At 54.4% G+C, this 25,155-nt stretch carries 22 protein-coding genes, 1 tRNA gene and 4 rRNA genes; 13 read left to right on the forward strand and 14 right to left on the reverse strand.

Annotated features, from left to right (window positions below; genetic code table 11):
- The first annotated feature begins 6 nt into the window (after positions 1 to 6).
- From dprA to R0140_RS02195, 6 genes are read left to right on the forward strand one after another with little or no spacing between them, the layout of a single operon-like run.
- Positions 7 to 1,131: a DNA-protecting protein DprA gene (gene dprA, locus R0140_RS02170; RefSeq protein ID WP_080782733.1), complete on the forward strand. Its 1,125-nt coding sequence runs from the start codon at positions 7 to 9 to the stop codon at positions 1,129 to 1,131.
- Positions 1,103 to 1,576: a DUF494 family protein Smg gene (smg, locus tag R0140_RS02175; protein WP_008807060.1), complete on the forward strand. Its 474-nt coding sequence runs from the start codon at positions 1,103 to 1,105 to the stop codon at positions 1,574 to 1,576. Before dprA ends, smg begins: the two co-directional genes overlap by 29 nt.
- 26 nt (positions 1,577 to 1,602) lie before the next feature.
- Positions 1,603 to 2,145 (forward strand): DNA topoisomerase family protein, encoded by a 543-nt coding sequence (locus R0140_RS02180; RefSeq protein WP_032740259.1) that lies wholly within the window; start codon positions 1,603 to 1,605, stop codon positions 2,143 to 2,145.
- A gap of 4 nt (positions 2,146 to 2,149) precedes the next feature.
- Positions 2,150 to 2,722 carry an L-threonylcarbamoyladenylate synthase type 1 TsaC gene (gene tsaC, locus R0140_RS02185; protein WP_008807062.1) on the forward strand — a complete coding sequence of 191 codons (573 nt, stop codon included), beginning with the start codon at positions 2,150 to 2,152 and terminating at the stop codon, positions 2,720 to 2,722.
- A gap of 3 nt (positions 2,723 to 2,725) precedes the next feature.
- Positions 2,726 to 3,544 carry a shikimate dehydrogenase gene (gene aroE, locus R0140_RS02190; protein ID WP_008807063.1) on the forward strand — a complete coding sequence of 273 codons (819 nt, stop codon included), beginning with the start codon at positions 2,726 to 2,728 and terminating at the stop codon, positions 3,542 to 3,544.
- Positions 3,541 to 3,798 (forward strand): DUF1488 family protein, encoded by a 258-nt coding sequence (locus R0140_RS02195; RefSeq protein ID WP_008807064.1) that lies wholly within the window; start codon positions 3,541 to 3,543, stop codon positions 3,796 to 3,798. The genes aroE and R0140_RS02195 overlap by 4 nt, the downstream gene beginning before the upstream one ends.
- On the opposite strand, the gene R0140_RS02200 is transcribed toward R0140_RS02195, so the two are convergent.
- On the reverse strand, positions 3,774 to 4,328 hold the full coding sequence (locus tag R0140_RS02200; RefSeq protein ID WP_008807065.1) for a gamma carbonic anhydrase family protein: 555 nt from the start codon (positions 4,326 to 4,328) through the stop codon (positions 3,774 to 3,776). The genes R0140_RS02195 and R0140_RS02200 overlap by 25 nt on opposite strands.
- Positions 4,329 to 4,799: 471 nt before the next feature.
- Here R0140_RS02200 and R0140_RS02205 point away from each other — a divergent pair.
- The 5 genes from R0140_RS02205 to rrf (R0140_RS02225) all read left to right on the forward strand — a co-directional run bounded on the left by R0140_RS02205 (position 4,800) and on the right by rrf (R0140_RS02225) (position 9,893).
- Positions 4,800 to 6,339 (forward strand): 16S ribosomal RNA (locus tag R0140_RS02205).
- A gap of 194 nt (positions 6,340 to 6,533) precedes the next feature.
- Positions 6,534 to 9,437, forward strand: a 23S ribosomal RNA gene (locus tag R0140_RS02210).
- A gap of 96 nt (positions 9,438 to 9,533) precedes the next feature.
- Positions 9,534 to 9,649: ribosomal RNA gene (gene rrf, locus R0140_RS02215) — 5S ribosomal RNA — on the forward strand.
- 14 nt (positions 9,650 to 9,663) lie between these two features.
- A tRNA-Thr gene (locus R0140_RS02220) sits at positions 9,664 to 9,739 on the forward strand.
- A 38-nt stretch (positions 9,740 to 9,777) separates the two neighbouring features.
- Positions 9,778 to 9,893 (forward strand): 5S ribosomal RNA (gene rrf, locus R0140_RS02225).
- Together the 16S, 23S and 5S rRNA genes with 1 tRNA gene alongside form the textbook arrangement of a ribosomal RNA operon.
- Before the next feature lie 435 nt (positions 9,894 to 10,328).
- Here the strand turns inward: rrf (R0140_RS02225) and R0140_RS02230 are convergent.
- From R0140_RS02230 to R0140_RS02240, 3 genes are all read right to left on the reverse strand, one after another.
- A complete protein-coding gene (locus tag R0140_RS02230) occupies positions 10,329 to 10,550 on the reverse strand; it encodes a putative periplasmic lipoprotein (RefSeq protein WP_004206262.1) in 222 nt (73 codons plus the stop codon).
- Positions 10,551 to 10,847: 297 nt separating this feature from the next.
- Positions 10,848 to 13,958, reverse strand: coding sequence for an efflux RND transporter permease subunit (locus R0140_RS02235; RefSeq protein WP_032741036.1), 3,111 nt, complete (start codon positions 13,956 to 13,958; stop codon positions 10,848 to 10,850).
- A 12-nt stretch (positions 13,959 to 13,970) separates the two neighbouring features.
- A complete protein-coding gene (locus tag R0140_RS02240; protein WP_008806702.1) occupies positions 13,971 to 15,110 on the reverse strand; it encodes an efflux RND transporter periplasmic adaptor subunit in 1,140 nt (379 codons plus the stop codon).
- A gap of 378 nt (positions 15,111 to 15,488) precedes the next feature.
- On the opposite strand from R0140_RS02240, the gene envR reads away from it, so the two are divergent.
- Positions 15,489 to 16,142 carry an acrEF/envCD operon transcriptional regulator gene (envR, locus tag R0140_RS02245; RefSeq protein WP_008806701.1) on the forward strand — a complete coding sequence of 218 codons (654 nt, stop codon included), beginning with the start codon at positions 15,489 to 15,491 and terminating at the stop codon, positions 16,140 to 16,142.
- Positions 16,143 to 16,226: 84 nt separating this feature from the next.
- On the opposite strand, the gene fis is transcribed toward envR, so the two are convergent.
- The 10 genes from fis to msrP all read right to left on the reverse strand — a co-directional run bounded on the left by fis (position 16,227) and on the right by msrP (position 24,693).
- Positions 16,227 to 16,523, reverse strand: a complete 297-nt coding sequence (fis, locus tag R0140_RS02250; protein WP_000462905.1) for a DNA-binding transcriptional regulator Fis — start codon at positions 16,521 to 16,523, stop codon at positions 16,227 to 16,229.
- A gap of 24 nt (positions 16,524 to 16,547) precedes the next feature.
- On the reverse strand, positions 16,548 to 17,513 hold the full coding sequence (gene dusB / locus R0140_RS02255) for a tRNA dihydrouridine synthase DusB (RefSeq protein WP_008806700.1): 966 nt from the start codon (positions 17,511 to 17,513) through the stop codon (positions 16,548 to 16,550).
- A gap of 357 nt (positions 17,514 to 17,870) precedes the next feature.
- Complete coding sequence (gene prmA / locus R0140_RS02260; protein ID WP_008806699.1) at positions 17,871 to 18,752, reverse strand: 50S ribosomal protein L11 methyltransferase; 882 nt, start codon at positions 18,750 to 18,752, stop codon at positions 17,871 to 17,873.
- Positions 18,753 to 18,763: 11 nt separating this feature from the next.
- Entirely contained in the window at positions 18,764 to 20,215 is a 1,452-nt protein-coding gene (gene panF, locus R0140_RS02265) for a sodium/pantothenate symporter (protein ID WP_012540444.1), read from the reverse strand.
- Positions 20,205 to 20,447, reverse strand: coding sequence for a YhdT family protein (locus R0140_RS02270; RefSeq protein WP_012540445.1), 243 nt, complete (start codon positions 20,445 to 20,447; stop codon positions 20,205 to 20,207). The genes panF and R0140_RS02270 overlap by 11 nt, the downstream gene beginning before the upstream one ends.
- 110 nt (positions 20,448 to 20,557) lie before the next feature.
- A complete protein-coding gene (accC, locus tag R0140_RS02275) occupies positions 20,558 to 21,907 on the reverse strand; it encodes an acetyl-CoA carboxylase biotin carboxylase subunit (protein WP_008806697.1) in 1,350 nt (449 codons plus the stop codon).
- A 10-nt stretch (positions 21,908 to 21,917) separates the two neighbouring features.
- The gene (accB, locus tag R0140_RS02280) at positions 21,918 to 22,385 is read right to left on the reverse strand and encodes an acetyl-CoA carboxylase biotin carboxyl carrier protein (RefSeq protein WP_008806696.1); all 468 of its coding nucleotides are present in this window, start codon (positions 22,383 to 22,385) and stop codon (positions 21,918 to 21,920) included.
- Between the two features lie 22 nt (positions 22,386 to 22,407).
- Positions 22,408 to 22,860 carry a type II 3-dehydroquinate dehydratase gene (gene aroQ / locus R0140_RS02285; protein ID WP_012540446.1) on the reverse strand — a complete coding sequence of 151 codons (453 nt, stop codon included), beginning with the start codon at positions 22,858 to 22,860 and terminating at the stop codon, positions 22,408 to 22,410.
- Positions 22,861 to 23,092: 232 nt separating this feature from the next.
- Positions 23,093 to 23,692, reverse strand: a complete 600-nt coding sequence (msrQ, locus tag R0140_RS02290; RefSeq protein WP_012540447.1) for a protein-methionine-sulfoxide reductase heme-binding subunit MsrQ — start codon at positions 23,690 to 23,692, stop codon at positions 23,093 to 23,095.
- Positions 23,692 to 24,693, reverse strand: coding sequence for a protein-methionine-sulfoxide reductase catalytic subunit MsrP (gene msrP, locus R0140_RS02295; RefSeq protein ID WP_012540448.1), 1,002 nt, complete (start codon positions 24,691 to 24,693; stop codon positions 23,692 to 23,694). Before msrP ends, msrQ begins: the two co-directional genes overlap by 1 nt.
- A gap of 228 nt (positions 24,694 to 24,921) precedes the next feature.
- Between msrP and R0140_RS02300 the strand changes: the two genes are divergently transcribed.
- Positions 24,922 to 25,113, forward strand: coding sequence for a hypothetical protein (locus R0140_RS02300; RefSeq protein WP_032691257.1), 192 nt, complete (start codon positions 24,922 to 24,924; stop codon positions 25,111 to 25,113).
- Positions 25,114 to 25,155 lie beyond the last annotated feature (42 nt).

Here is a 25,155-nt window from a genome sequence, read left to right on the forward strand (position 1 = left end):
GTAAGGATGACGCCCGACGAGATTTGGCTGCGGCTGATGAAGGTCAGTAATTTGTATGGCGACAGGATGCTGGATATTGCGCAGCGGTTATGCGCAGCCGCTTTCGTGGATAGTGAAGCGCTACATGCCGTTGGGATGACCGCGGCGCAGGTGAAGCCATTTTTACGGTTTGACGAGCGGGAGCTTGACGAGACGCAGCGCTGGCTGGAACATCCGGATCATCATCTGTTACGGGCTGACGATCCGCGCTATCCGTTGCGGCTAAGGGCTATCGCTGATTACCCCGGCGCGTTGCTGGTCAGTGGCGACCCCGCCCTGCTTCACAGCGCGCAGCTTGCCGTTATTGGCAGCCGTTTGCACTCCTGGTATGGCGCCTGCTGGGGAAAACTGTTCAGCGAAACGCTGGCGCGTAGAGGGATCACCATCACCAGTGGGCTGGCGTTAGGCATTGATGGCGTTGCGCACCGCGGCGCGCTGGCCGCGGAGGGGAAAACCATCGCGGTGCTGGGCAACGGGCTGGAACAGGTTTATCCGCGGCGCCATGCAAACCTCGCCCAACAGATCATCGACAATGGCGGTACGCTGGTCTCTGAATTTCCACTCATTACGCCGCCGCTTCCCGCTCATTTTCCCCGACGTAACCGTATTATCAGCGGCTTAAGTTTGGGCGTGCTGGTGATTGAGGCGGCGTTGCGAAGCGGATCGCTGGTCACCGTCCGTTGCGCCCTGGAGCAGGGAAGAGATGTGTTTGCCCTGCCTGGCCCGATTGGTAATCCGGGATCTGAAGGTCCGCACTGGTTAATCAAGCAAGGCGCGGTACCGGTGACCTCGCCAGAGGATATCGTGGAGTACTGGCAAAACGAGCTGGCCTGGCTTACTGATACGTCTGATTCGATAAATAATTGCGCCGATCAGCCGTCTGTAGCATTGCCATTTCCGGAGCTCCTGGCTAACGTAGGAGATGAGGTAACACCTGTTGACGTTGTCGCTGAACGTGCCGGCCAATCTGTGCCAGTAACCGTAGCTCAGCTACTTGAACTGGAGTTAGCAGGCTGGATCGCAGCTGTACCCGGCGGCTATGTCCGATTAAGGAGGGCAAGCCATGTTCGACGTACTCATGTATTTGTTTGAAACTTACATCCATAACGAAGCAGAAATGCGCGTGGATCAGGACAAACTGACGCGGGATCTTACCGATGCAGGCTTTGAGCGGGAAGATATCTATAACGCGTTAATGTGGCTCGAGAAACTGGCTGATTATCAGGAAGGTCTCGTTGAACCCATGCAGCTCGCTTCCGACCCGCTGTCGCTTCGGGTGTATACCGAAGAGGAGTGCCAGCGTCTGGATGCCAGTTGCCGGGGATTTTTACTCTTCCTCGAGCAGATTCAGGTGTTGAACCTCGAAACGCGAGAAATGGTGATAGAGCGCGTCCTGGCGCTGGATACAGCTGAATTTGAACTGGAAGACCTGAAATGGGTCATCCTGATGGTACTGTTCAACATTCCGGGCTGTGAAAACGCCTATCAGCAAATGGAAGAATTACTCTTCGAAGTAAATGAAGGTATGCTGCATTAATCTTTTTGCAGCAACATCGAGTTGTTATGGCCAAATCAGCACTGTTTTCGGTGCGTAAAAATGAGCCCTGCCCGCAGTGCGGGGCTGAACTGGTGATCCGTTCCGGGAAACATGGCCCGTTTCTCGGTTGTTCGCATTATCCGGACTGTGACTATATCCGTCCCCTGAAAAGTCAGGCGGACGGTCATATCGTTAAGGTGCTGGAGGGACAGGAGTGCCCATCTTGCGGCGCTGTCATGGTGTTACGCCAGGGGCGCTTTGGTATGTTTATCGGCTGCAGTCGCTATCCCGAATGCGAGCATACCGAGCTGATTGATAAACCCGATGAGACCGCTATCGCCTGTCCGCAATGCGGACAAGGGCATCTGGTCCAGCGTCGCTCTCGTTTCGGTAAAACCTTTCATTCCTGCGATCGCTACCCTGATTGCCAGTTCGTTATCAATTTTAAACCGGTAGCGGGCGAATGCCCTGAATGCCATTACCCGCTGTTAATTGAAAAGAAGACGGCGCAGGGGCTCAGACGCTTCTGTGCCAGTAAACAATGTGGAAAGCCGATCCCGGCGGAATAAATCAGTGAACAATAACCTGCCCTCAGAAACCGTCGCCCATGCCGTGGCGGTACTGAAAAATGAACATGTCATCGCCTACCCCACAGAAGCCGTTTTTGGCGTTGGCTGCGATCCAGACAGCGAAACGGCCGTCATGCGTCTGCTGGAGCTGAAGCAGCGTCCTGTTGACAAGGGATTGATCCTTATCGCCGCCAGCTTTGAGCAGTTGAAGCCTTATGTTGATGATTCACGGTTAAGTGACTCGCAGCGGGACGCTATCTTTTCCTGCTGGCCGGGACCGGTGACGTTTGTATTCCCGGCGCGTCCTGAAACGCCGCGCTGGCTGACGGGGCGTTTTGATTCGCTGGCCGTACGCGTGACCAACCATCCGCTGGTGATTGAATTGTGCGAAGCTTACGGGAAACCGCTGGTCTCGACGAGCGCCAATCTCACCGGGCAACCACCGTGTCGTACCACCGCAGAGGTTCATGCTCAGTTTGGTGACAGCTTCCCGGTTGTGGATGGCGCCACGGGTGGACGGCAAAATCCATCTGAAATCCGTGATGCCCTGACGGGTAAACTGTTCCGCCAGGGGTGAACCATGGAAACCTATGCCGTTTTTGGTAATCCGATCGCGCACAGCAAGTCGCCTTCTATTCATCAGCTGTTTGCCCGCCAGTTAGGGATTACTCATCCTTATGGACGTGTGCTGGCGCCACTGGACGATTTTGTCTCTTCTCTGAATCAGTTCTTTGCAGAAGGAGGAAAGGGGGCCAACGTCACCGTTCCTTTTAAAGAGGAAGCTTTTGCGCGCGCGGACGAGCTGACAGAACGCGCTGCGCTGGCGGGAGCAGTAAACACCCTGAAACGCCTGGAAGATGGCCGTTTACTGGGGGACAACACCGACGGTATTGGCCTCCTGAGCGATCTGGAACGCCTGGGGTTCATTAAGCCGCGCCAGCGGATCCTGCTGGTAGGTGCTGGTGGCGCATCACGCGGGGTTCTTTTGCCGCTTCTGTCGCTGGGATGTGCCGTCACGATCGTGAATCGAACCTATTCTCGTGCCCATGAGTTAGCCACTCTCTTCGCCCATACCGGTAGCGTCAGCGCAAGAGAGATGGATACCTTATCCGGGGAAACATTCGATCTGATCATCAATGCGACGTCCAGTGGAATAGACGGTGATGTACCGGCTATCCCGGCATCTGTTGTCCACGCTGACGTGTATTGCTATGACATGTTTTACCAGAAAGGGCCAACACCGTTTCTTCACTGGTGCCAGCAGTATGGCGCAGTCCACTGTGCTGATGGGCTGGGAATGCTGGTGGCGCAAGCCGCCCATGCTGTTCTGCTATGGCACGGCGTCCTGCCGGCTATCGCTCCGGTCATCGAAACGCTGCAGCAGGAACTGAATGCATGAATCAGGCGATTCAGTTTCCTGACCGGGAATCATGGGATGCCGAACGGCAGGGTGTGGTTTTTCCTGTGCTGGTCAATGGGATGCAATTAACCTGCGCAATTTCAGGACAGAGCCTGCAGCAGCGTTTTGGTGCAGAGGGGCCAGCGCAGTGGCTGGCCGCCTTCCAGGAACATCGTTGGGATCTAGAGGAAGAGGTGGAAGCATTGATCCGCGATGGTCAGGAAGATGCTCAGGGCTGGATCTGGTTATCCTGATCCAGGTATTCATTTTTCCATTTCACATAGTTATTTGCTGAATACTTCAGTCCTTCCCGTTCCGTCTCCGTCAGGGGGCGGATCTGTTTGACCGGATTGCCAAAGTAAAGGTAGCCGCTTTCCAGTTGTTTGTTCTGCGGTACCAAACTGCCTGCACCAATCATGACGTCATCGCCAACGACGACACCATCTAATAAGATCGAACCCATACCAACCAGCACGCGGTTGCCGATAGTGCAGCCGTGCAGCATCACTTTATGACCAACAGTTACATCCTCACCAATGATCAGCGGATTTCCCTCCGGCTTATAAGAGGACTTATGGGTCACATGGAGAACGCTACCGTCCTGAATATTGCTGCGTTGACCTATCGATACATAGTTGACGTCGCCGCGAATGGCCACCAGAGGCCAGACGCTGACATCATCGGCAATTCTGACATCACCGATGACAACGCTGGATGCGTCAATCATGACGCGAAGACCGATTTGTGGGAAAAATGCTTTATAGGGGCGCAGCTGAGCAGACATATAGACCTCAAAATACCGGAATGTAAGAAGACTTTGGTGGCTTTTATCTCCCTGTGCAACCCCTGAAAACGGTGAAAATTGAGCAAATCGTGCAATTACGCGACGAAAAGGGTGAAAAATCACCATTCAGAAAAAAAGATCGAAAAAAGGCTTGTGCAAAAAAATGGGATCCCTATAATGCGCTCCCACTGACACGGCAGATGTGAATCACTTCACACAAACAGCCGGTTCGGTTGAAGAGAAAAATCCTGAAATTCAGGGTTGACTCTGAAAGAGGAAAGCGTAATATACGCCACCTCGCGACAGAGCGCTAAAGCGCGTCGCAACTGCTCTTTAACAATTTATCAGACAATCTGTGTGGGCACTCAAAGTGACATGGATTCTTAACGTCCTCGGACGAAAAATGAATACCAAGTCTCTGAGTGAACATACGTAATTCATTACGAAGTTTAATTCACGAGCATCAAACTTAAATTGAAGAGTTTGATCATGGCTCAGATTGAACGCTGGCGGCAGGCCTAACACATGCAAGTCGAGCGGTAGCACAGAGAGCTTGCTCTCGGGTGACGAGCGGCGGACGGGTGAGTAATGTCTGGGAAACTGCCTGATGGAGGGGGATAACTACTGGAAACGGTAGCTAATACCGCATAACGTCGCAAGACCAAAGTGGGGGACCTTCGGGCCTCATGCCATCAGATGTGCCCAGATGGGATTAGCTAGTAGGTGGGGTAACGGCTCACCTAGGCGACGATCCCTAGCTGGTCTGAGAGGATGACCAGCCACACTGGAACTGAGACACGGTCCAGACTCCTACGGGAGGCAGCAGTGGGGAATATTGCACAATGGGCGCAAGCCTGATGCAGCCATGCCGCGTGTGTGAAGAAGGCCTTCGGGTTGTAAAGCACTTTCAGCGGGGAGGAAGGCGGTGAGGTTAATAACCTCATCGATTGACGTTACCCGCAGAAGAAGCACCGGCTAACTCCGTGCCAGCAGCCGCGGTAATACGGAGGGTGCAAGCGTTAATCGGAATTACTGGGCGTAAAGCGCACGCAGGCGGTCTGTCAAGTCGGATGTGAAATCCCCGGGCTCAACCTGGGAACTGCATTCGAAACTGGCAGGCTAGAGTCTTGTAGAGGGGGGTAGAATTCCAGGTGTAGCGGTGAAATGCGTAGAGATCTGGAGGAATACCGGTGGCGAAGGCGGCCCCCTGGACAAAGACTGACGCTCAGGTGCGAAAGCGTGGGGAGCAAACAGGATTAGATACCCTGGTAGTCCACGCTGTAAACGATGTCGATTTGGAGGTTGTGCCCTTGAGGCGTGGCTTCCGGAGCTAACGCGTTAAATCGACCGCCTGGGGAGTACGGCCGCAAGGTTAAAACTCAAATGAATTGACGGGGGCCCGCACAAGCGGTGGAGCATGTGGTTTAATTCGATGCAACGCGAAGAACCTTACCTGGTCTTGACATCCACAGAACTTTCCAGAGATGGATTGGTGCCTTCGGGAACTGTGAGACAGGTGCTGCATGGCTGTCGTCAGCTCGTGTTGTGAAATGTTGGGTTAAGTCCCGCAACGAGCGCAACCCTTATCCTTTGTTGCCAGCGGTTAGGCCGGGAACTCAAAGGAGACTGCCAGTGATAAACTGGAGGAAGGTGGGGATGACGTCAAGTCATCATGGCCCTTACGACCAGGGCTACACACGTGCTACAATGGCATATACAAAGAGAAGCGACCTCGCGAGAGCAAGCGGACCTCATAAAGTATGTCGTAGTCCGGATTGGAGTCTGCAACTCGACTCCATGAAGTCGGAATCGCTAGTAATCGTAGATCAGAATGCTACGGTGAATACGTTCCCGGGCCTTGTACACACCGCCCGTCACACCATGGGAGTGGGTTGCAAAAGAAGTAGGTAGCTTAACCTTCGGGAGGGCGCTTACCACTTTGTGATTCATGACTGGGGTGAAGTCGTAACAAGGTAACCGTAGGGGAACCTGCGGTTGGATCACCTCCTTACCTTAAAGAACCTGCCTTTGTAGTGTCCACACAGATTGTTTGATAAATGATAAATTTCAAAATGTACTGCGAAGTGCATTGTGAAATTTTGCTCTTTAAAAATCTGGATCAAGCTGAAAATTGAAACGACACACTGTTTAAGTGTGTTCGAGTCTCTCAAATTTTCGCAATCTGAAGACATCTTCGGGTTGTGAGGTTAAGCGACTAAGCGTACACGGTGGATGCCCTGGCAGTCAGAGGCGATGAAGGACGTGCTAATCTGCGAAAAGCGTCGGTAAGGTGATATGAACCGTTATAACCGGCGATGTCCGAATGGGGAAACCCAGTGCAATTCGTTGCACTATCGTTAACTGAATACATAGGTTAACGAGGCGAACCGGGGGAACTGAAACATCTAAGTACCCCGAGGAAAAGAAATCAACCGAGATTCCCCCAGTAGCGGCGAGCGAACGGGGAGCAGCCCAGAGTCTGAATCAGCTTGTGTGTTAGTGGAACGGTCTGGAAAGTCCGACGGTACAGGGTGATAGTCCCGTACACCAAAATGCACAGGTTGTGAACTCGAAGAGTAGGGCGGGACACGTGGTATCCTGTCTGAATATGGGGGGACCATCCTCCAAGGCTAAATACTCCTGACTGACCGATAGTGAACCAGTACCGTGAGGGAAAGGCGAAAAGAACCCCGGCGAGGGGAGTGAAAAAGAACCTGAAACCGTGTACGTACAAGCAGTGGGAGCACCTTCGGGTGTGACTGCGTACCTTTTGTATAATGGGTCAGCGACTTATATTCTGTAGCAAGGTTAACCGTATAGGGGAGCCGCAGGGAAACCGAGTCTTAACTGGGCGTTAAGTTGCAGGGTATAGACCCGAAACCCGGTGATCTAGCCATGGGCAGGTTGAAGGTTGGGTAACACTAACTGGAGGACCGAACCGACTAATGTTGAAAAATTAGCGGATGACTTGTGGCTGGGGGTGAAAGGCCAATCAAACCGGGAGATAGCTGGTTCTCCCCGAAAGCTATTTAGGTAGCGCCTCGTGAACTCATCTTCGGGGGTAGAGCACTGTTTCGGCTAGGGGGTCATCCCGACTTACCAACCCGATGCAAACTACGAATACCGAAGAATGTTATCACGGGAGACACACGGCGGGTGCTAACGTCCGTCGTGAAGAGGGAAACAACCCAGACCGCCAGCTAAGGTCCCAAAGTCATGGTTAAGTGGGAAACGATGTGGGAAGGCACAGACAGCCAGGATGTTGGCTTAGAAGCAGCCATCATTTAAAGAAAGCGTAATAGCTCACTGGTCGAGTCGGCCTGCGCGGAAGATGTAACGGGGCTAAACCATGCACCGAAGCTGCGGCAGCGACACTATGTGTTGTTGGGTAGGGGAGCGTTCTGTAAGCCTGCGAAGGTGGCCTGTGAGGGTTGCTGGAGGTATCAGAAGTGCGAATGCTGACATAAGTAACGATAAAGCGGGTGAAAAGCCCGCTCGCCGGAAGACCAAGGGTTCCTGTCCAACGTTAATCGGGGCAGGGTGAGTCGACCCCTAAGGCGAGGCCGAAAGGCGTAGTCGATGGGAAACAGGTTAATATTCCTGTACTTGGTGTTACTGCGAAGGGGGGACGGAGAAGGCTATGTTAGCCGGGCGACGGTTGTCCCGGTTTAAGCATGTAGGCGGAGGTTCCAGGTAAATCCGGTACCTTTTAACGCTGAGGTGTGATGACGAGGCACTACGGTGCTGAAGTAACAAATGCCCTGCTTCCAGGAAAAGCCTCTAAGCATCAGGTAACATTAAATCGTACCCCAAACCGACACAGGTGGTCAGGTAGAGAATACCAAGGCGCTTGAGAGAACTCGGGTGAAGGAACTAGGCAAAATGGTGCCGTAACTTCGGGAGAAGGCACGCTGGTGTGTAGGTGAAGTCCCTGCGGACGGAGCTGAGACCAGTCGAAGATACCAGCTGGCTGCAACTGTTTATTAAAAACACAGCACTGTGCAAACACGAAAGTGGACGTATACGGTGTGACGCCTGCCCGGTGCCGGAAGGTTAATTGATGGGGTTATCCGTAAGGAGAAGCTCTTGATCGAAGCCCCGGTAAACGGCGGCCGTAACTATAACGGTCCTAAGGTAGCGAAATTCCTTGTCGGGTAAGTTCCGACCTGCACGAATGGCGTAATGATGGCCAGGCTGTCTCCACCCGAGACTCAGTGAAATTGAACTCGCTGTGAAGATGCAGTGTACCCGCGGCAAGACGGAAAGACCCCGTGAACCTTTACTATAGCTTGACACTGAACATTGAGCCTTGATGTGTAGGATAGGTGGGAGGCTTTGAAGCGTGGACGCCAGTCTGCGTGGAGCCAACCTTGAAATACCACCCTTTAATGTTTGATGTTCTAACGTAGGCCCCTGACCGGGGTTGCGGACAGTGTCTGGTGGGTAGTTTGACTGGGGCGGTCTCCTCCCAAAGAGTAACGGAGGAGCACGAAGGTTAGCTAATCCTGGTCGGACATCAGGAGGTTAGTGCAATGGCATAAGCTAGCTTGACTGCGAGCGTGACGGCGCGAGCAGGTGCGAAAGCAGGTCATAGTGATCCGGTGGTTCTGAATGGAAGGGCCATCGCTCAACGGATAAAAGGTACTCCGGGGATAACAGGCTGATACCGCCCAAGAGTTCATATCGACGGCGGTGTTTGGCACCTCGATGTCGGCTCATCACATCCTGGGGCTGAAGTAGGTCCCAAGGGTATGGCTGTTCGCCATTTAAAGTGGTACGCGAGCTGGGTTTAGAACGTCGTGAGACAGTTCGGTCCCTATCTGCCGTGGGCGCTGGAGAATTGAGGGGGGCTGCTCCTAGTACGAGAGGACCGGAGTGGACGCATCACTGGTGTTCGGGTTGTCATGCCAATGGCACTGCCCGGTAGCTAAATGCGGAAGAGATAAGTGCTGAAAGCATCTAAGCACGAAACTTGCCCCGAGATGAGTTCTCCCTGAGACTATAAGTCTCCTGAAGGAACGTTGAAGACGACGACGTTGATAGGCCGGGTGTGTAAGCGCAGCGATGCGTTGAGCTAACCGGTACTAATGAACCGTGAGGCTTAACCTTACAACGCCGAAGCTGTTTTGGCGGATTTGAGAGAAGATTTTCAGCGTGATACAGATTAATCGATGCGTCCGCAGGACGTGTTGAAAACAGAATTTGCCTGGCGGCGATAGCGCGGTGGTCCCACCTGACCCCATGCCGAACTCAGAAGTGAAACGCCGTAGCGCCGATGGTAGTGTGGGGTCTCCCCATGTGAGAGTAGGGAACTGCCAGGCATCAAATTTAGCGTGCTGATATGGCTCAGTTGGTAGAGCGCACCCTTGGTAAGGGTGAGGTCCCCAGTTCGACTCTGGGTATCAGCACCACTTTTTAGGTTAAAGTTCGGCACGTTGTAAAGAATTTGCCTGGCGACAATAGCGCGGCGGTCCCACCTGACCCCATGCCGAACTCAGAAGTGAAACGTCGTAGCGCCGATGGTAGTGTGGGGTCTCCCCATGTGAGAGTAGGGAATCGCCAGGCATCAAATAAAACAAAAGGCCCAGTCGAAAGACTGGGCCTTTTGTTTTTGTTATATCTGTTGTTTGCCGATGAGCGCTCTCCGGAGCAGGACAAATCCGCCGGGAGCGGATTTGAACGTTGCGCAGCAACGGCCGGAGGGTAGCGGGCAGGACGCCCGCCATCATTCCCAGGCATCAAATAAAACGAAAGGCTCAGCGGAAGACCGGGCTTTTTTGTTTTTTGCGGCCAGACGCGCCGCCAGCTCCCCCGGTGGCGCTGCGCTTACCGGGGCTACAGACCCCGTAGCCCGGAAAAGGTGCGCAGCACCGCCTCTGGGGAAAGCAGCGGTCATATCAACGTAAATGAAAGGCCCAGTCGTGTGACTGGGCCTTTTGTCTTTCTGGCGACTGAGCCGAAGGGAACGCCTCCAGGCTGAGCATTTGTGGAGCGGAGTTGCTAACGAGTCAGCGCGACGATCCCTAACGTGAGGCCGGCTACCGCGGCGGCCCCCCCGGCGATCGCACCTGCGGTGTCCCAGTTGTCTTCTGTTGTGCCTTTCATACAGGTATTGGTGTGGACTAAGCGGCCTTGCGAGTCATAAACCGGCACGCAAGGAGAGTCATGGGCACAGCCTGCCAGCAGAGAGGCCAGCAGCGCCACGATTAAATACTTTTTCATGATATTACCTCTGGATAATCCGCAGGGTTGTACTGAGAGCCAGTGCAGAACGGAATGGCTTATTTTATCACCGCGGATTGTCCGGCCCGGATGCCGAAATCATCTCAATTTATGAGCCGCGTAAATATCGTGAAGATAAGCCCGGGAATATGCAGAAAAGATGGAGAGAAAGATTGTGATTCAGCGATGCTGCGTGCGATGGCGGTTGCCAGACTGCGGGGAGTTTAGTTTAGCTGGCGACCAATATTCCATGCAAAAAAAAGCGCCCGGAGGGGGCGCCTTCAAGACATAGCCGAATTATTCAGCGTGCCGGGTAAAGCGTCGCCTAACGACCACGAAGAACACCGGAACAAAGAAGATCGCCAGCAGTGTCGCGGTAAGCATCCCGCCCATCACGCCGGTGCCCACTGCATTCTGAGCCCCGCTACCGGCACCATGGCTAATCACCAGCGGCATAACCCCGAGGATAAAAGCCAGAGATGTCATAAGAATAGGGCGCAGGCGCATCCGCGATGCCTCCAGCGTAGCCTCAATGATCCCTTTCCCTTCTTTCTCCATCAGATCCTTGGCGAACTCAACGATCAGGATCGCATTCTTTGCCGACAAACCGATCGTAGTCAAAAGACCGACCTGGAAGTAAACGTCATTATTCAGCCCACGCAGCGTGGCCGCTAACAGCGCGCCAATGACCCCCAGCGGAACCACTAACATGACTGAGAAGGGGATCGACCAGCTCTCATACAGCGCTGCCAGGCACAGGAAGACGACGATCAATGAGATGGCATAAAGTGCAGGCGCCTGGTTGCCGGAGAGCCGTTCCTGGTAAGACATCCCGGTCCAGTCGTAACCGATGCCGCTCGGCAGTTTACTGGCCAGTTGTTCCATCAGGGCCATGGCTTCCCCGGTACTTTTTCCTGGCGAGGCTTCACCGAGGATCTCCATGGACGGCAAGCCGTTGTAGCGCTCCAGACGCGGCGAGCCATATATCCAGCGTGAAGTGACAAAGGCGGAGAACGGAACCATTTCGCCGTTGGCGCTACGAACGTACATGTTGTTAATGTCGCTCGGCAGCATACGGAAATGGGCATCAGCCTGGACGTACACTTTTTTCACGCGGCCGCGGTCGATAAAGTCATTGACATAGTACCCCCCCAGCGCCGCAGATATCGTTTCATTGATATCGGAGAGGGATACGCCCAGCGCCTGCGCTTTTTCCTGATCGACATCCAGTTTGAACTGCGGCGTATCTTCCAGCCCATTGGGCCGTACCCGGACCAGCTGATCCGGATGCTGTTTCACCATACCGAGCAGTTGGTTTCGCGCCTGGGTCAGGGCGGTATGGCCAAGTCCACCCTGGTCGATCAGCTCAAAGTCGAAGCCGGTGGCGGTACCCAGCTCAATAATGGCCGGCATGTTGAACGGGAAAACCATGGCGTCTTTTATCTGGCTGAAGGCCACGGTGGCCCGTTTAATAATCGACTCAACGTTGTTTTCATCACCGCTACGCGCTTCCCAGGGTTTCAGGCTGACAAACGCCATGCCGGAGTTTTGCCCCTGGCCGCTGAAGCTGAAGCCGTTAACGGTAAAGACGCTTTCAACATTGGCCTTCTCGTTATGCAGATAGTAGTCGGTTACGGTATCCAGCACCTTCTGCGTGCGCTCCTGGGTCGCGCCGGAAGGCAGCTGGATCATGGTCAGGAAGACGCCTTGATCCTCGTCGGGCAGAAAGGACGTGGGCAAACGCATGAACAACACGGCCATCCCCACGACTATCACCAGGTAGATCACCAGATAACGGCCTGTTCCACGCAGAATGCCGCTAACGCTGTTGGTATAGTGATTGACGCTCTGGTCAAAGCGGGCGTTAAACCAGCCGAAAAATCCTTTTTTCTCATGGTGTTCGGCTGAGGCTGGCTTCAACAACGTGGCGCAGAGCGCCGGCGTCAGTACCAGCGCAACCAGCACGGAGAGCGCCATGGCGGAGACGATAGTGATCGAAAACTGACGATAAATCGCGCCAGTCGAGCCGCCGAAAAAGGCCATCGGGACGAATACCGCAGAGAGCACCATGGCGATACCCACCAGCGCCCCCTGGATCTGCGACATCGACTTTTCTGTCGCTTCTTTTGGCGAGAGCTTCTCCTCAACCATTACACGTTCGACGTTTTCCACCACCACGATGGCGTCATCGACCAACAGGCCTATCGCCAGCACCATGCCAAACATCGTCAGGGTGTTGATGGAGTAGCCAAACATCGACAGTACCGCAAAGGTACCCAACAGCACGACAGGAACGGCAATCGTCGGAATGAGCGTTGCGCGCATGTTCTGCAGAAACAGATACATGACAAGAAAGACGAGGATAATTGCCTCAAAGAGCGTTTTAACCACTTCGTGGATGGAGATTTTGACGAAAGGGGTCGTATCGTACGGATAGACAACCTTCATCCCCTGAGGGAAGTAGGGCTGTAGCTCGGCCAGCTTCGCTTTAATCGCGGTGGCAGTATCCAGCGCGTTGGCGCCGGTCGCAAGCTTAATACCCAGACCAGAGGCGGGTTTACCGTTAATTCTCGCGACGACGTTGTAGTTTTCTCCCCCCAGCTCAATGCGGGCGACGTCTTTCAGATTGACGACCGAACCATCGGCATTGACCCGGAGTGTAACCTTGCCAAACTCCTGCGGATCTTTAAGCCGCGTCTGAGCGATGATCGACGCGTTCAGTTGCTGACCTTTCAGCGCCGGCGTACCGCCCAACTGACCCGCGGCGATCTGATCGTTCTGAACCTTCAGCGCATTGATGACGTCGACCGGCGTGAGGTTGTATTTATTCAGCAAATTGCCGTCCAGCCAGACGCGCATGGCGTACTGCGCGCCGAACAGCTGCACATCGCCCACGCCGTTGAGGCGGCTGATAGGGTCTTTCACGTTGGAGGCGACATAGTCAGAAATATCGTCCTGGGTGGTGGCCGGGTTATCAGAGATAAAGCCGGCAACCAGCAGGAAGCTGCTGCTGGATTTTTCGACGCTAATCCCTTGCTGCTGTACTTCCTGAGGCAGCAGCGGCGTAGCCAACTGCAGTTTGTTTTGCACCTGCACCTGGGCGATATCCGGATCGGTGCCGGACTTAAAGGTGAGCGTAATGGTTACCGAGCCAGCGGAGTCGCTGGTTGACGACATATACATCAGGTTGTCGATACCGTTCATATTCTGTTCGATAACCTGAGTGACCGTATCCTGCACGGTTTGGGCATCCGCACCCGGGTAGGTGGCGGAGATCGCCACCGCAGGGGGCGCAATCGTCGGATACTGCGCTATCGGTAGCTGCAGGATGGCCAGGCCGCCGGCAATCATCATAATGATGGCCAGCACCCAGGCGAAGACCGGTCGATGGATAAAAAACTTAGACATGGCTGAGTATCCTTATTGTGCGGCCGGTGCCGCACGCTCCGCTTCCGCTTTGACGGTGACGCCTGGACGGACTTTCTGTAAGCCGCTGACAATCACTTTATCGCCCGGCTTCAGCCCGCTGGTGATGAGCCATTTATCGCCAACGGCCTGAGTCGCGACCACTTCCCGGGTTTCAACCTGGTTTTTGTCATTCACCAACATCACGGAGGCATCGCCCCGCGGCGTGCGGGTCACTCCCTGCTGCGGCACCAGGATGGCCTGCGGATCGACACCTTCGTCTATGCGAGCACGGACGAACATCCCCGGCAGCAGGGCATGCTGCGGGTTAGGGAAGATAGCGCGTAGCGTGATAGAGCCCGTGCTTTCATCGACAGTGACGTCAGAGAACTGCAGCGACCCTTTAAGCGGATAGGCCTGGCCGTTCTCCATCACCAGCTCAACGCTTTTTGTATCACCGCCGCGCTGCAGGCTTTCCTGCTTAAGGCGCATAAAGTCATTGCTGGACTCCGTCACGTCGACATAGATGGGGTCGAGCTGCTGGACGGTGGCCAGGGCATCCGACTGACCGTTGGTGACCAGCGCGCCCTCGGTGACGCTCGATTTGCCGATGCGCCCGCTTATGGGGGAGGTCACTTTGGTGTAGGCCAGGTTGATACGGGCGGTGTCTACGGCGGCTTTGGTGGCGATGACGTCGGCGTCGGCCTGGCGTGCAGTGGCCACCGCCTGATCGTATTCCTGCTGGCTGATATATTTGGTACCCAGCAGTGGAACGTAGCGTTTCACCGTCAAATGGGCGATGGCGGCTGCGGCTTCGGCCTTGGCCTCATCGCCTTTCGCGCTGTTCCAGGCGGCCTGATAGGTTGCCGGATCGATCTGATAGAGCGACTGACCTGCTTCGACATCACTTCCTTCAACAAAGTTACGCTTCAGGATGATACCGCTCACCTGGGGGCGGACTTCCGCCACGCGAAAAGCAGAGGTGCGGCCTGGCAGTTCGGTGGTGACCGACAACGGCGCACTGTTCACGACATGGACCGTCACCTGCGGCGCCTGTGCATGGGGTTGCGGGTTGCCCGAATTATCGCAGCCGGTAAGCAACAAGGCAGAGATAATTAAACCGGATAAAAGTGTCACTCTGGCGTGAGTTGTCATTGCGGTTCCTTATAGATTACGTGCCAAATTCGGCGGCGAATCTGCGAAAGAAAGAGGGAATCAAAAAGCAGTTTGCCATCCTACAAATAAACGCCATTGGATGTAAGAGATACTTATTTTTAAGCAATCAGCAAGGCACGCAAAAACAAAAAAATGGCCGATCTGTTTTTACTATTTATCTTAATTGTAAAACATAATAAACAGACATTGTTTTAATGAATGAGTTGGCTATTAATATTCATTAAGGTGATTCGTTGGTTTTCTACATCAGAATTAGCTTGTCTGCATTTTTGCTAAATAATATTGTGCACCGAATGTTAGATTAAGGGATCTTCAGAAAAATCTATATTGCCTGTTAATCGGGAACTGAGATCTTATATGGCGAGAAAAACCAAAGAGGAGGCGCTGCGCACGCGGCAGCTCCTGATTGAGTCTGCGATCCAGCAGTTCGCCCTGCGGGGGGTGACCAATACGACCCTGACGGATATCGCTGATGCGGCGGGGGTGACTCGCGGTGCCGTATACTGGCATTTTGCCAGTAAGACCGAGTTGTTTAATGAGATGTGGCAGCAGCAGCCGCCGCTCAGGGATTTGATTCAGCAAAACCTGGCGACAAGGAATGAGCAGGAGCCCTTAAAAGATTTGCGCCAGCGATTTATTGCCGGCCTGCGCTATATTGCTGAGAATCCTCGCCAGCGTGCCCTGATGCAAATCCTTTATCAACGCTGTGAGTTTGCCAGCGATATGTTATCGGAGAGCGAAATTCGCCAACGCATTGGATTTAACTATTCCGTTATTGGCGGCATTCTGCAGCGCTGTGTGCGTAACAATATATTGCCAGCCGAAACAAATATCGACGTGATATTAATTGTTTTACATAGCGCCTTTTCCGGCTTGATTAAAAATTGGCTGCTTGAACCGCAACGCTTCGATCTGTATCAGCAGGCACCTGCGCTGGTGGATAATATTATGGCGGTGGTCTGTGCTGCTCGTTTATCGCAGGAGCCTGTACTGCGGGTAGTGAATCAGTAATGTGTTCTGTCAGCGCAGATAATAAAAAAGGCGCTTCCCCATGCCGAAGAGCGCCTTTTATATCAAGCAAGCAACTGACTAGTATCAGTTCATGCCGTATTTTTTCAGTTTTTTACGCAGTGTACCGCGGTTGATGCCCATCATCAGGGCTGCGCGGGTCTGGTTACCACGGGTGTATTGCATCACCATGTCCAACAGGGGCTGTTCAACTTCAGCCAGTACCAGCTCATACAGGTCATTCACATCCTGACCGTTCAGTTGAGCAAAATAGTTCTTCAGTGCCTGTTTAACCGAGTCACGCAGGGGTTTTTGAGTTACCTGATCCTGAGAGTTAACGGTAGAAACGGTCAGTACGTCAGAATTTACGCGTTGTTCGAACATAGTTCTGTCAGCTCTTTATTTCTATTACGCAAAATTTTCGAAGTATGCCTCCAACGCCTCCAGCTGTTCGCTGGCATCCTCAATGGCGTTGAATGTGCGCCGAAACTGGTCATCTGGAGCATGTTCCTGAAGATACCAGGAGACGTGTTTACGCGCGATTCGGTACCCTTTTGCCTGACCGTAAAAGTCATGCAATTCCCGAACGTGCGCACAAAGCAAGCGCTTAACCTCTGCCAGTGGCAGCGGGGGCAGCAGCTCTCCAGTGTCCAGATAATGCTGGATTTCCCGAAAGATCCAGGGTCTTCCCTGAGCTGCACGGCCTATCATCAGGGCATCAGCCCCTGTATAGTCGAGCACAGCTCTGGCTTTAAGCGGGTCAGTAATGTCACCATTCGCGATAATCGGAATGGAAACTTTCTGCTTAACTGCCCGAATACTGTCGTACTCAGCGTCTCCGTTAAACAAGCAGGCGCGGGTGCGTCCGTGAATAGTCAGAGCCTGAATGCCACACTCTTCGGCCAGTTGGGCAATCTCTACGCAGTTACGGTGTTCCGGTTCCCAACCGGTGCGAATCTTGAGAGTCACAGGAACGTCCACCGCGTTGACGACCGCCGTCAGGATTGACTTCACCTGCTCGGGGTACTGCAAGAGGGCTGAACCTGCAAGCTTGCGATTCACCTTTTTCGCCGGGCATCCCATATTGATATCTATAATCTGGGCGCCACTTTCCACGTTAATCCGCGCGGCTGCAGCCATCTCTTCCGGTACGCTACCGGCGATTTGCACGGTACGAATACCGGGCTCATCAATATGCACCATCCGTAAACGGGACTTGTCGCTCTCCCACACCTGTGGATTAGAGGACATCATCTCGGAAACGGTTAAACCCGCTCCCATCTCATAGCACAGCGTCCGGAATGGTCTGTCAGTAATGCCAGCCATGGGCGCTGCGATCAGGCGATTTCTGAGCTGGTGGTGTCCGATGCGCATGAGTTAAGAAATGACCATACTGTGACTGCAAGGCGGCGTATATTACGCATTTTTTGCACGAGATGAAAGGCCAAACTTTGAGCAATCCTCTGTTGCAGATCAATGAATCCGGGACTAGCGTAAAAGCGATGAATAAATACTTATATTAATCATTGCTTTAATTGATGATGGGTAATTTGTGTCCATTTATAAAATCGTAAAACTTCTCGATTTTTCTTAGATAAACTCGCTGCCTGACGGCATAAAACGCTGTTTTTGTAGCCAAAAAAGTACTCTGTAGTGCGATCTGCCTCTCATTTCCAGGCATTATTTGGTGGCTACTGGAAACAAAAATGCGGCCCGCAGGCCGCATTGTGCTTAGTTTTTCCGGCCGGTGATCCGGCACCACTCCTCTTTCTCCACCACCGGGTCGAGGGTGAAGAGCGGGGCGTAGGCTTCGCAGACGCTTTCCGCCTGGCTTGCCAGAATGCCGGAAAGGCCCAGCAGGCCGCCTGTAACCGGCAGGACGCTGATTAATGGGGCCAGCTCACGTAACGGGCCCGCGAGGATGTTTGCGACCACGACATCGGCTTTCATGGCTTCTGGCTGATCCTGCGGCAGATACAGTTCAAGACGCTCGGAGACGCCGTTACGCTGGGCGTTATCACGGCTGGCCTGGATGGCCTGTGGGTCGATATCAATCCCGATCGCTTTAGCGGCACCCAGTTTCAGGGCGGCGATCGCCAGGATGCCGGAACCGCAGCCAAAATCGATAACGGTTTTGCCCTGCAGGTCGAGGCCGTCGAGCCACTGCAGACACATGGCGGTAGTGGGATGAGTGCCGGTACCAAAAGCCAGTCCCGGATCAAGCATCACGTTGACCGCGTTCTCATCGGGGACATCGCGCCAGCTCGGACAAATCCACAGGCGCTCACCGAAACGCATCGGGTGGAAGTTATCCATCCACTCGCGCTCCCAGTCTTTATCTTCCAGCTGTTCAATTTTATGCGCAAAGCCGGCGCCGAGCAGCGGATGCTGCTCCAGTTGGGCAACGACCGCTTTCATATCGGTTTCGGCATCGAACAGGCCGATCACGTCGGTATCGCCCCACAGCCGGGTTTCCCCGGGCAACGGCTCAAATACCGGCGTATCGTGCGTATCCTGGAAGGTGATGGAGACCGATCCGGCCTCCATCAGCGCATCGCTAAGATCTTCTGCGTTCGCGCCGGTAGTATTTAGTTTCAGTTGGATCCATGGCATAGCAAAACTCTTTATTTATCAGTAGTCATCACAGGGGCTGGCGGGACGGGTTGGCCGAAACGGTTCCCGACGACAAAAGCCAACAAACTTAGCAGTAGCGAGGGCACGATAGGATGGAAGCCCAGGAACTGAATATGAAACGTCGCGAGCACGGCATACAGCACGCCGCCCACCAACATCGCGCTGAGCGCCCCGGCAGCGTTTGCTCGCTCCCAGTAAAGGCCCAGCACCAACGGCCATAAAAACACCGCTTCCAGGCCGCCGAAGGCCAGCAGATTGAGCCAGATAATCATTTCCGGCGGCCGCCAGGCGGCCAGCATCATTAATATACCCAGCACTAAGGTGGCGATCGTTGAGATCCGCTTGAGCTTCTGCTCATTGCGTTTTTTTGTTGGCTGCGCGCTGAGCCACAGATCTTTAATGATCGTAGCCGATGCCTGCAGTAAATGGGCGTTCACGTTCGACATAATCGCGGCCATCGGCGCGGCTAAGAACAGTCCTGCAGCCCACGGCGGCAGCACCTGGACCATCAACGTGGGGATCACCAGATCGGGCACGGTGAGGCCCGGCAGGACGGCGCGGCCAAGAGCGCCGGCGAGATGCATGCCGAACATCAGAATCGCCACGACGATCGTGCCAATGACAATCCCGCGGTGCACGGCTTTGCTGTCTTTATAGGAGATACAGCGTACGGCGGTATGCGGCAGGCCGATAACGCCGAAGCAAACCAGCACCCAGAACGAGGTCATAAAGGTGGGGGACAGGATATCATCCGCACCGTGCGGCGACACCAGCTGTGGGTCGATCCGCTGCAGTGTGTCCACCGCCTGATGCAGGCCGCCGGCAGCATGGACGACACCAACCAGCAGGACGATTGTCCCGATCAACATCACCATTCCCTGCATCGTATCGTTGAGTACGCTGGCGCGGAAGCCGCCGAAAGCGGTATACAGCGCGATGGTGATCCCAAAGATCAGCAGACCGGTTTCGTACTTGATCCCGGCAGCGGTTTCCAGCAGGCGCGCGCCGCCAATAAACTGCACCGCGATGGCCCCGACAAAGGCCACCAGCAGGCTGACGCTGGCAATCCATACCACCGCGCGGCTTTGGTAGCGCGCCTGCAGCATATCGTTAAGGGTAATAGCATTGTAGCGTCGCGCCAGGATCGCGAACTTCTTGCCGAGGATCCCGAGAGAGAGCCAGATCGTCGGTACCTGGATCATCGCCAGCAGTACCCAACCCAGCCCATATTTATAGGCGGCGCCGGGGCCGCCTATAAACGAGCTGGCGCTAATATAGGTGGCGGTGAGGGTCATGGCTAATACAAACCCCCCCATCGATCGACTGCCGAGGAAATACTCGCTAAGGAAGTTCCCGGTGCTGCGTTTACGCATCGCGTAAATCGACAGCCCGAAGACCACAAACAGATAAGCGATCAGCACCACGATAATCTCAAGCTGCATCGTTATCCTCCAGAGAGATATCACGGAAGATAAAGCGCACCATCGCCCAGCACAGCAGTATAAACAGCAGCGGCACCAGCAGGCAGGCCATTTCAAACCAGTGGGGCAGGCCGGTAAAACCGATACTGACGCCCGGCAGATAGGCCGCCGCCAGCCAGGCGGCAAGATAGAGAAGGGTCAGCCACAGCGCCCAGCGCGCTTCTTTATGGGCCTGAACAAAGCGTTTGTCCATTTTTTGTCCCTTGAGGATGAAGAAAGCGGGGATTGTACCGCATGGAAAAGTCGAGGGGAGAGAAAAAGAAAAAAGGCCGGATTAACCGGCCTTTTGCAGCAAATACAGGATTATTTTTCCTGCAGTCCGAGCTTTTTCTCCAGATAGTGGATGTTAGTGCCACCATGCTGGAAGTTCTCGTCGCTCATAATGCGCATCTGCAGATCGACGTTGGTTTTGATGCCATCGATGATCAGCTCCTGCAGCGCATTCTTCATGCGGGCAATCGCCACGTCACGGCTTTCGCCGTAGCAGATCAGTTTACCGATCATGGAGTCATAGTACGGCGGTACGGTGTAACCGGCGTAGATATGAGACTCCCAGCGCACGCCAAAACCGCCCGGCGCGTGGAAGCGGGTAATTTTACCCGGGCTCGGCAGGAAGGTGTTCGGGTCTTCGGCGTTGATACGGCATTCCACCGCATGGCCTCTGACGACCACTTCATCCTGCTTGATGGACAGCGGCTGGCCAGCTGCAATACGCAGCTGCTCTTTGATCAGGTCAACGCCGGTGATCATTTCGGTAACCGGGTGTTCTACCTGAATACGGGTGTTCATTTCAATGAAGTAGAACTCGCCGTTTTCGAACAGGAACTCGAAGGTGCCCGCTCCGCGGTAGCCGATATCCACACAGGCTTTCGCGCAACGTTCGCCGATGTAGCGACGCAGTTCCGGGGTGATGCCCGGCGCCGGCGCTTCCTCGACCACTTTCTGGTGGCGACGCTGCATGGAGCAGTCACGCTCTGCCAGATAGATAGCGTTACCCTGACCGTCCGCCAGTACCTGGATCTCGATGTGGCGAGGATTTTCCAGGTATTTCTCCATGTAGACCATGTCGTTATTGAAAGCCGCTTTCGCTTCCGCTTTGGTCATGGAGATAGACTGCGCCAGTTCGGCGTCGCTACGCACAACGCGCATACCGCGACCGCCGCCGCCGCCGGAGGCCTTGATGATCACCGGATAGCCAATGCGTTTGGCATGGGCGCGGTTAGCGTCCATATCGTCGGTCAGCGGGCCGTCAGAACCTGGAACGGTCGGGACGCCGGCTTTCTTCATCGCGGTGATTGCGGACACTTTGTCGCCCATCAGGCGGATAGTGTCGGCTTTCGGACCGATGAAGATAAAGCCGGAGCGCTCAACCTGCTCGGCAAAGTTGGCGTTCTCGGAGAGGAAACCATAACCCGGGTGAATCGCTATCGCGCCGGTGATTTCCGCCGCACTGATGATAGCCGGGATGTTGAGATAGCTTTTTACGGACGGAGCCGGGCCAATACAGACCGTCTCATCCGCTAACAATACGTGTTTTAGATCGCGATCCGCGGTGGAGTGCACAGCGACGGTCTTGATGCCCAGTTCTTTACAGGCACGCAGGATGCGCAATGCGATCTCGCCACGGTTAGCGATGACAATTTTATCCAGCATGTTCGCCTCGTTACTCGATAACTACCAGCGGCTCGTCGAATTCTACCGGTTGGCCGCTTTCGATCAGAATAGCTTTCACCACGCCGGCTTTGTCGGCTTCGATCTGGTTCATCATTTTCATCGCTTCGACGATGCACAGGGTGTCGCCCACGTTAACTTTCTGGCCAACTTCCACAAACGCTTTCGCGTCCGGGCTTGGCGTACGATAGAAAGTACCAACCATCGGGGAACGTACGATGTGACCACTGATTTCCGCTTTTGCCGGCGCTTCAGCTGCAGCAGCTGGTGCGGCAGCCGCGGCGGCAGGCGCCTGAGGCTGCATCATCGGCGCAGCATAAGCCTGCTGCATAACCGGATAGCTTGCGACCGGTGCAGAGCGGCTGATACGAACAGACTCTTCGCCTTCAGAAATTTCCAGTTCGGAGATACCTGATTCTTCAACCAGCTCGATCAGTTTTTTAATCTTACGAATATCCATGAGTGGGTTCCGTACTCTTTGTTTAGTGTGATTGTGACAGGCGTTTTACCGCCGTCTGTAAAGCGTATGAATAGCCGTCCGCCCCCAGTCCGCAAATGACGCCAGCGGCGACATCTGACAGGTATGAGTGCTGGCGGAAGGGTTCGCGTGCATGCACGTTGCTCAAGTGAATCTCGATAAACGGGATGTTCACGGCAAGCAACGCGTCACGGATTGCTACGCTGGTATGCGCGAACGCGGCCGGATTAATCAGGATATAGTCCACGTTGTCTTTAGCCTGATGAATTCGGTCGATTAACGCATACTCCGCGTTGGACTGCAGGTGATCCAGGCTCACATTCAGCGCCGCCGCCTCAGATGTCAAACGGTTAACAATTTCAGCCAGCGAGAGGGTGCCATACTTATCAGGCTCGCGGGTACCGAGCATGTTAATGTTTGGACCATTCAAAAGCAAAATGTGAAACTTGTCAGCCATCGTGTGGCGATCTCCTGCCATCTTCGGGTAAAAAACAACATATACCTTCAATGCGCCCTTGTCACCTTTTCAGGGTCAGAAAACCCCGTCAGGAAAACCAAAGTCGCACATTATAACGATTTCGTAGCAATTGGCAGCTAAATACTGGTCTTATCAGGGAAGATTATCAACCGCTATCGTAAAAAGAGTCGCGGTTGATAAAAGATCTGCGGGAAACTGCACATTACCGGATTCAGCGCCACCACTGGCGGAACTTCTTATAACGGCATGCCAAAAGCACCACCGCCAGCAGGGCATAAATGATGGGCTGCGGCGAGACGATCTTCACTGACCACAGGTAGTGAATCGGCGCGAGGATCGCCACCAGATAGACGAAATTGTGCAAAAGTTGCCAACGACGGCCCAGTTTTCGCTGCATCGCCTGCGTCGAAGTCGCCGCCAGCGCCAGCAGGATCACCCAGCAGATCATGCCTAACGTCAGATAGGGGCGATTGATAATCTCCGAGCCCAGCAGCGCCAGATTGTTAATGCCCAGCTCCAGCAAGGTGTAGCTGGTCAGGTGCAGCGTCGCCCAGGCAAAACACCATAAACCTAACAGGCGGCGAATGCGAATCAATAATGGCTGCTTCGCATAGCGCGCCAGCGGGGCGACCAGCAGAGTCGCCAGCAGAAATTTAAGCGCCATCCTGCCGGTAAAGTGCTGGATATCCTTGGCCGGATCGGCGCTAAAGTAGCCCTGATGCCCGGCCCAGAACAACCAGACCAGCGGTAAAAACCCCGCCAGGTGGAGGAAGACTTTCAACCACGCGATCTGTTTGACGGTGAAACGCACTAGAAGTTCTCCCGCAAGTTCATACCGCGATACAGTGAGGCCACCTCGTCGGCATAGCCGTTAAACAGCAGCGTCGGCTGACGTTTCACATCGAGCACACCGCCTGAGCCGATGAACCGCTCGCTGGCCTGCGACCAGCGGGGATGATCGACATGGGGATTAACGTTGGCAAAGAAGCCGTATTCGTCCGGCGCCGCCAGATTCCAGGTGGTCGGCGGCTGCTCGCGCGTCAGTTCAATGCTGACGATGGATTTAATGCCTTTAAAACCGTACTTCCACGGCACGGTCAGGCGGATCGGCGCGCCGTTCTGCGGCGGCAGCGCTTTGCCATATACGCCGACGGTAAGCAGCGTCAAGGGGTGCATGGCTTCGTCAAGTCGCAACCCTTCCACGTAAGGATAAGCAAGTCCCCCGCCGATAAAACGATCTTTCTGCCCGGGCATTTGATCCGGGGCGTAAAGGGTTTTGAAGGCGACATAGCGTGCGTTGCTGGTGGGTTCCACCAGCGCCAACAGTTTATGCAGCGGGAAACCGACCCAGGGAACGACCATCGACCAGGCCTCCACGCAGCGCATACGGTAAATGCGCTCCTCCAGCGGAAAGCGTTTGGTCAGATCGTCATGGTCAAGGGTCAGCGGCTTCGCCACTTCACCGCCGATGGTCAGTGTCCAGGGATCGGTGCGCAGGCTACCTGCGTTCGCCGCCGGGTCGGCTTTATCGAGGCCGAATTCATAAAAGTTATTGTAACCGGCGACCTTATCTTCCGGGGTGAGCGTCAGATTAGCCTGCCACTCGGCGGGTTTAGCAAAGTCCAGGGCCTTGCCCGCCGGGGCCGGCGGGCGGTCATTTCCTTTAAACCAGTCCAGCAGATCGGCCTGCGCGGCGGCGGGAAGCGAAAGCGCCGTCGCGCTGATACCCAGCATTTTCAGCACCTGGCGCCGCTTGAGCATAAAAACGGATTCGGCCGTGACGTCGGCTTCCGTCAGTTTTTTTCTTTTCATGGTGTCCTCCGTCATGCGTTTCCCTAAGCATGACGGAGACGACGATTTATCGCGAATATGTCACGAAAAATTGCAGATTAGGATGAGGAGCCGCCGCCGAAGCAGAGGCGCGGTCGTCCAGGAATCATCGGAAAGTGGCGCAAGACGTTTCCTTTACCGCGCATGACCCGGCATCTTTAGCAGGGAAAAGAGGGCGGTAAGCTGGCCAGACGGTAAACCGGTAATAATTTGCGTCGCTGGCGCGGGTTTGCCATCCTGCGTCTAAAATTAAAGCGCTTCTGGCGCAGGCCGCAGGCGGGCAATGATTGGCAAATTTTTTCTGCCGACTATACTCGCTATCGGCATACTTTCGCCGATAATACGCATTCCATTGCCAGACTCGCCATCTTTGATAGTATGCGTCGCGCTTTAAAAGGTTAATGCTAGCGGCAAGGCGCGCGCCAGCACGGGAGCCTGATGGTT

Origin of the sequence: Klebsiella sp. w6, assembly GCF_033100215.1 — a bacterium.
Taxonomy (GTDB): Bacteria; Pseudomonadota; Gammaproteobacteria; order Enterobacterales; family Enterobacteriaceae; genus Klebsiella; species Klebsiella variicola.

What these genes read in the sequence shown, in the direction of transcription:
- accC (WP_008806697.1), bottom strand. Translation starts at nt 21,907, where the DNA reads ATGCTGGATAAAATTGTCATCGCTAACCGTGGCGAGATCGCATTGCGC.
- R0140_RS02235 (WP_032741036.1), bottom strand. Translation starts at nt 13,958, where the DNA reads ATGTCTAAGTTTTTTATCCATCGACCGGTCTTCGCCTGGGTGCTGGCC.
- aroE (WP_008807063.1), top strand. Translation starts at nt 2,726, where the DNA reads ATGGAAACCTATGCCGTTTTTGGTAATCCGATCGCGCACAGCAAGTCG.
- prmA (WP_008806699.1), bottom strand. Translation starts at nt 18,752, where the DNA reads ATGCCATGGATCCAACTGAAACTAAATACTACCGGCGCGAACGCAGAA.
- dusB (WP_008806700.1), bottom strand. Translation starts at nt 17,513, where the DNA reads ATGCGCATCGGACACCACCAGCTCAGAAATCGCCTGATCGCAGCGCCC.
- R0140_RS02195 (WP_008807064.1), top strand. Translation starts at nt 3,541, where the DNA reads ATGAATCAGGCGATTCAGTTTCCTGACCGGGAATCATGGGATGCCGAA.
- fis (WP_000462905.1), bottom strand. Translation starts at nt 16,523, where the DNA reads ATGTTCGAACAACGCGTAAATTCTGACGTACTGACCGTTTCTACCGTT.
- R0140_RS02180 (WP_032740259.1), top strand. Translation starts at nt 1,603, where the DNA reads ATGGCCAAATCAGCACTGTTTTCGGTGCGTAAAAATGAGCCCTGCCCG.
- dprA (WP_080782733.1), top strand. Translation starts at nt 7, where the DNA reads ATGACGCCCGACGAGATTTGGCTGCGGCTGATGAAGGTCAGTAATTTG.
- R0140_RS02200 (WP_008807065.1), bottom strand. Translation starts at nt 4,328, where the DNA reads ATGTCTGCTCAGCTGCGCCCCTATAAAGCATTTTTCCCACAAATCGGT.
- envR (WP_008806701.1), top strand. Translation starts at nt 15,489, where the DNA reads ATGGCGAGAAAAACCAAAGAGGAGGCGCTGCGCACGCGGCAGCTCCTG.
- msrP (WP_012540448.1), bottom strand. Translation starts at nt 24,693, where the DNA reads ATGAAAAGAAAAAAACTGACGGAAGCCGACGTCACGGCCGAATCCGTT.
- R0140_RS02270 (WP_012540445.1), bottom strand. Translation starts at nt 20,447, where the DNA reads ATGGACAAACGCTTTGTTCAGGCCCATAAAGAAGCGCGCTGGGCGCTG.
- R0140_RS02240 (WP_008806702.1), bottom strand. Translation starts at nt 15,110, where the DNA reads ATGACAACTCACGCCAGAGTGACACTTTTATCCGGTTTAATTATCTCT.
- smg (WP_008807060.1), top strand. Translation starts at nt 1,103, where the DNA reads ATGTTCGACGTACTCATGTATTTGTTTGAAACTTACATCCATAACGAA.
- aroQ (WP_012540446.1), bottom strand. Translation starts at nt 22,860, where the DNA reads ATGGCTGACAAGTTTCACATTTTGCTTTTGAATGGTCCAAACATTAAC.
- R0140_RS02230 (WP_004206262.1), bottom strand. Translation starts at nt 10,550, where the DNA reads ATGAAAAAGTATTTAATCGTGGCGCTGCTGGCCTCTCTGCTGGCAGGC.
- accB (WP_008806696.1), bottom strand. Translation starts at nt 22,385, where the DNA reads ATGGATATTCGTAAGATTAAAAAACTGATCGAGCTGGTTGAAGAATCA.
- panF (WP_012540444.1), bottom strand. Translation starts at nt 20,215, where the DNA reads ATGCAGCTTGAGATTATCGTGGTGCTGATCGCTTATCTGTTTGTGGTC.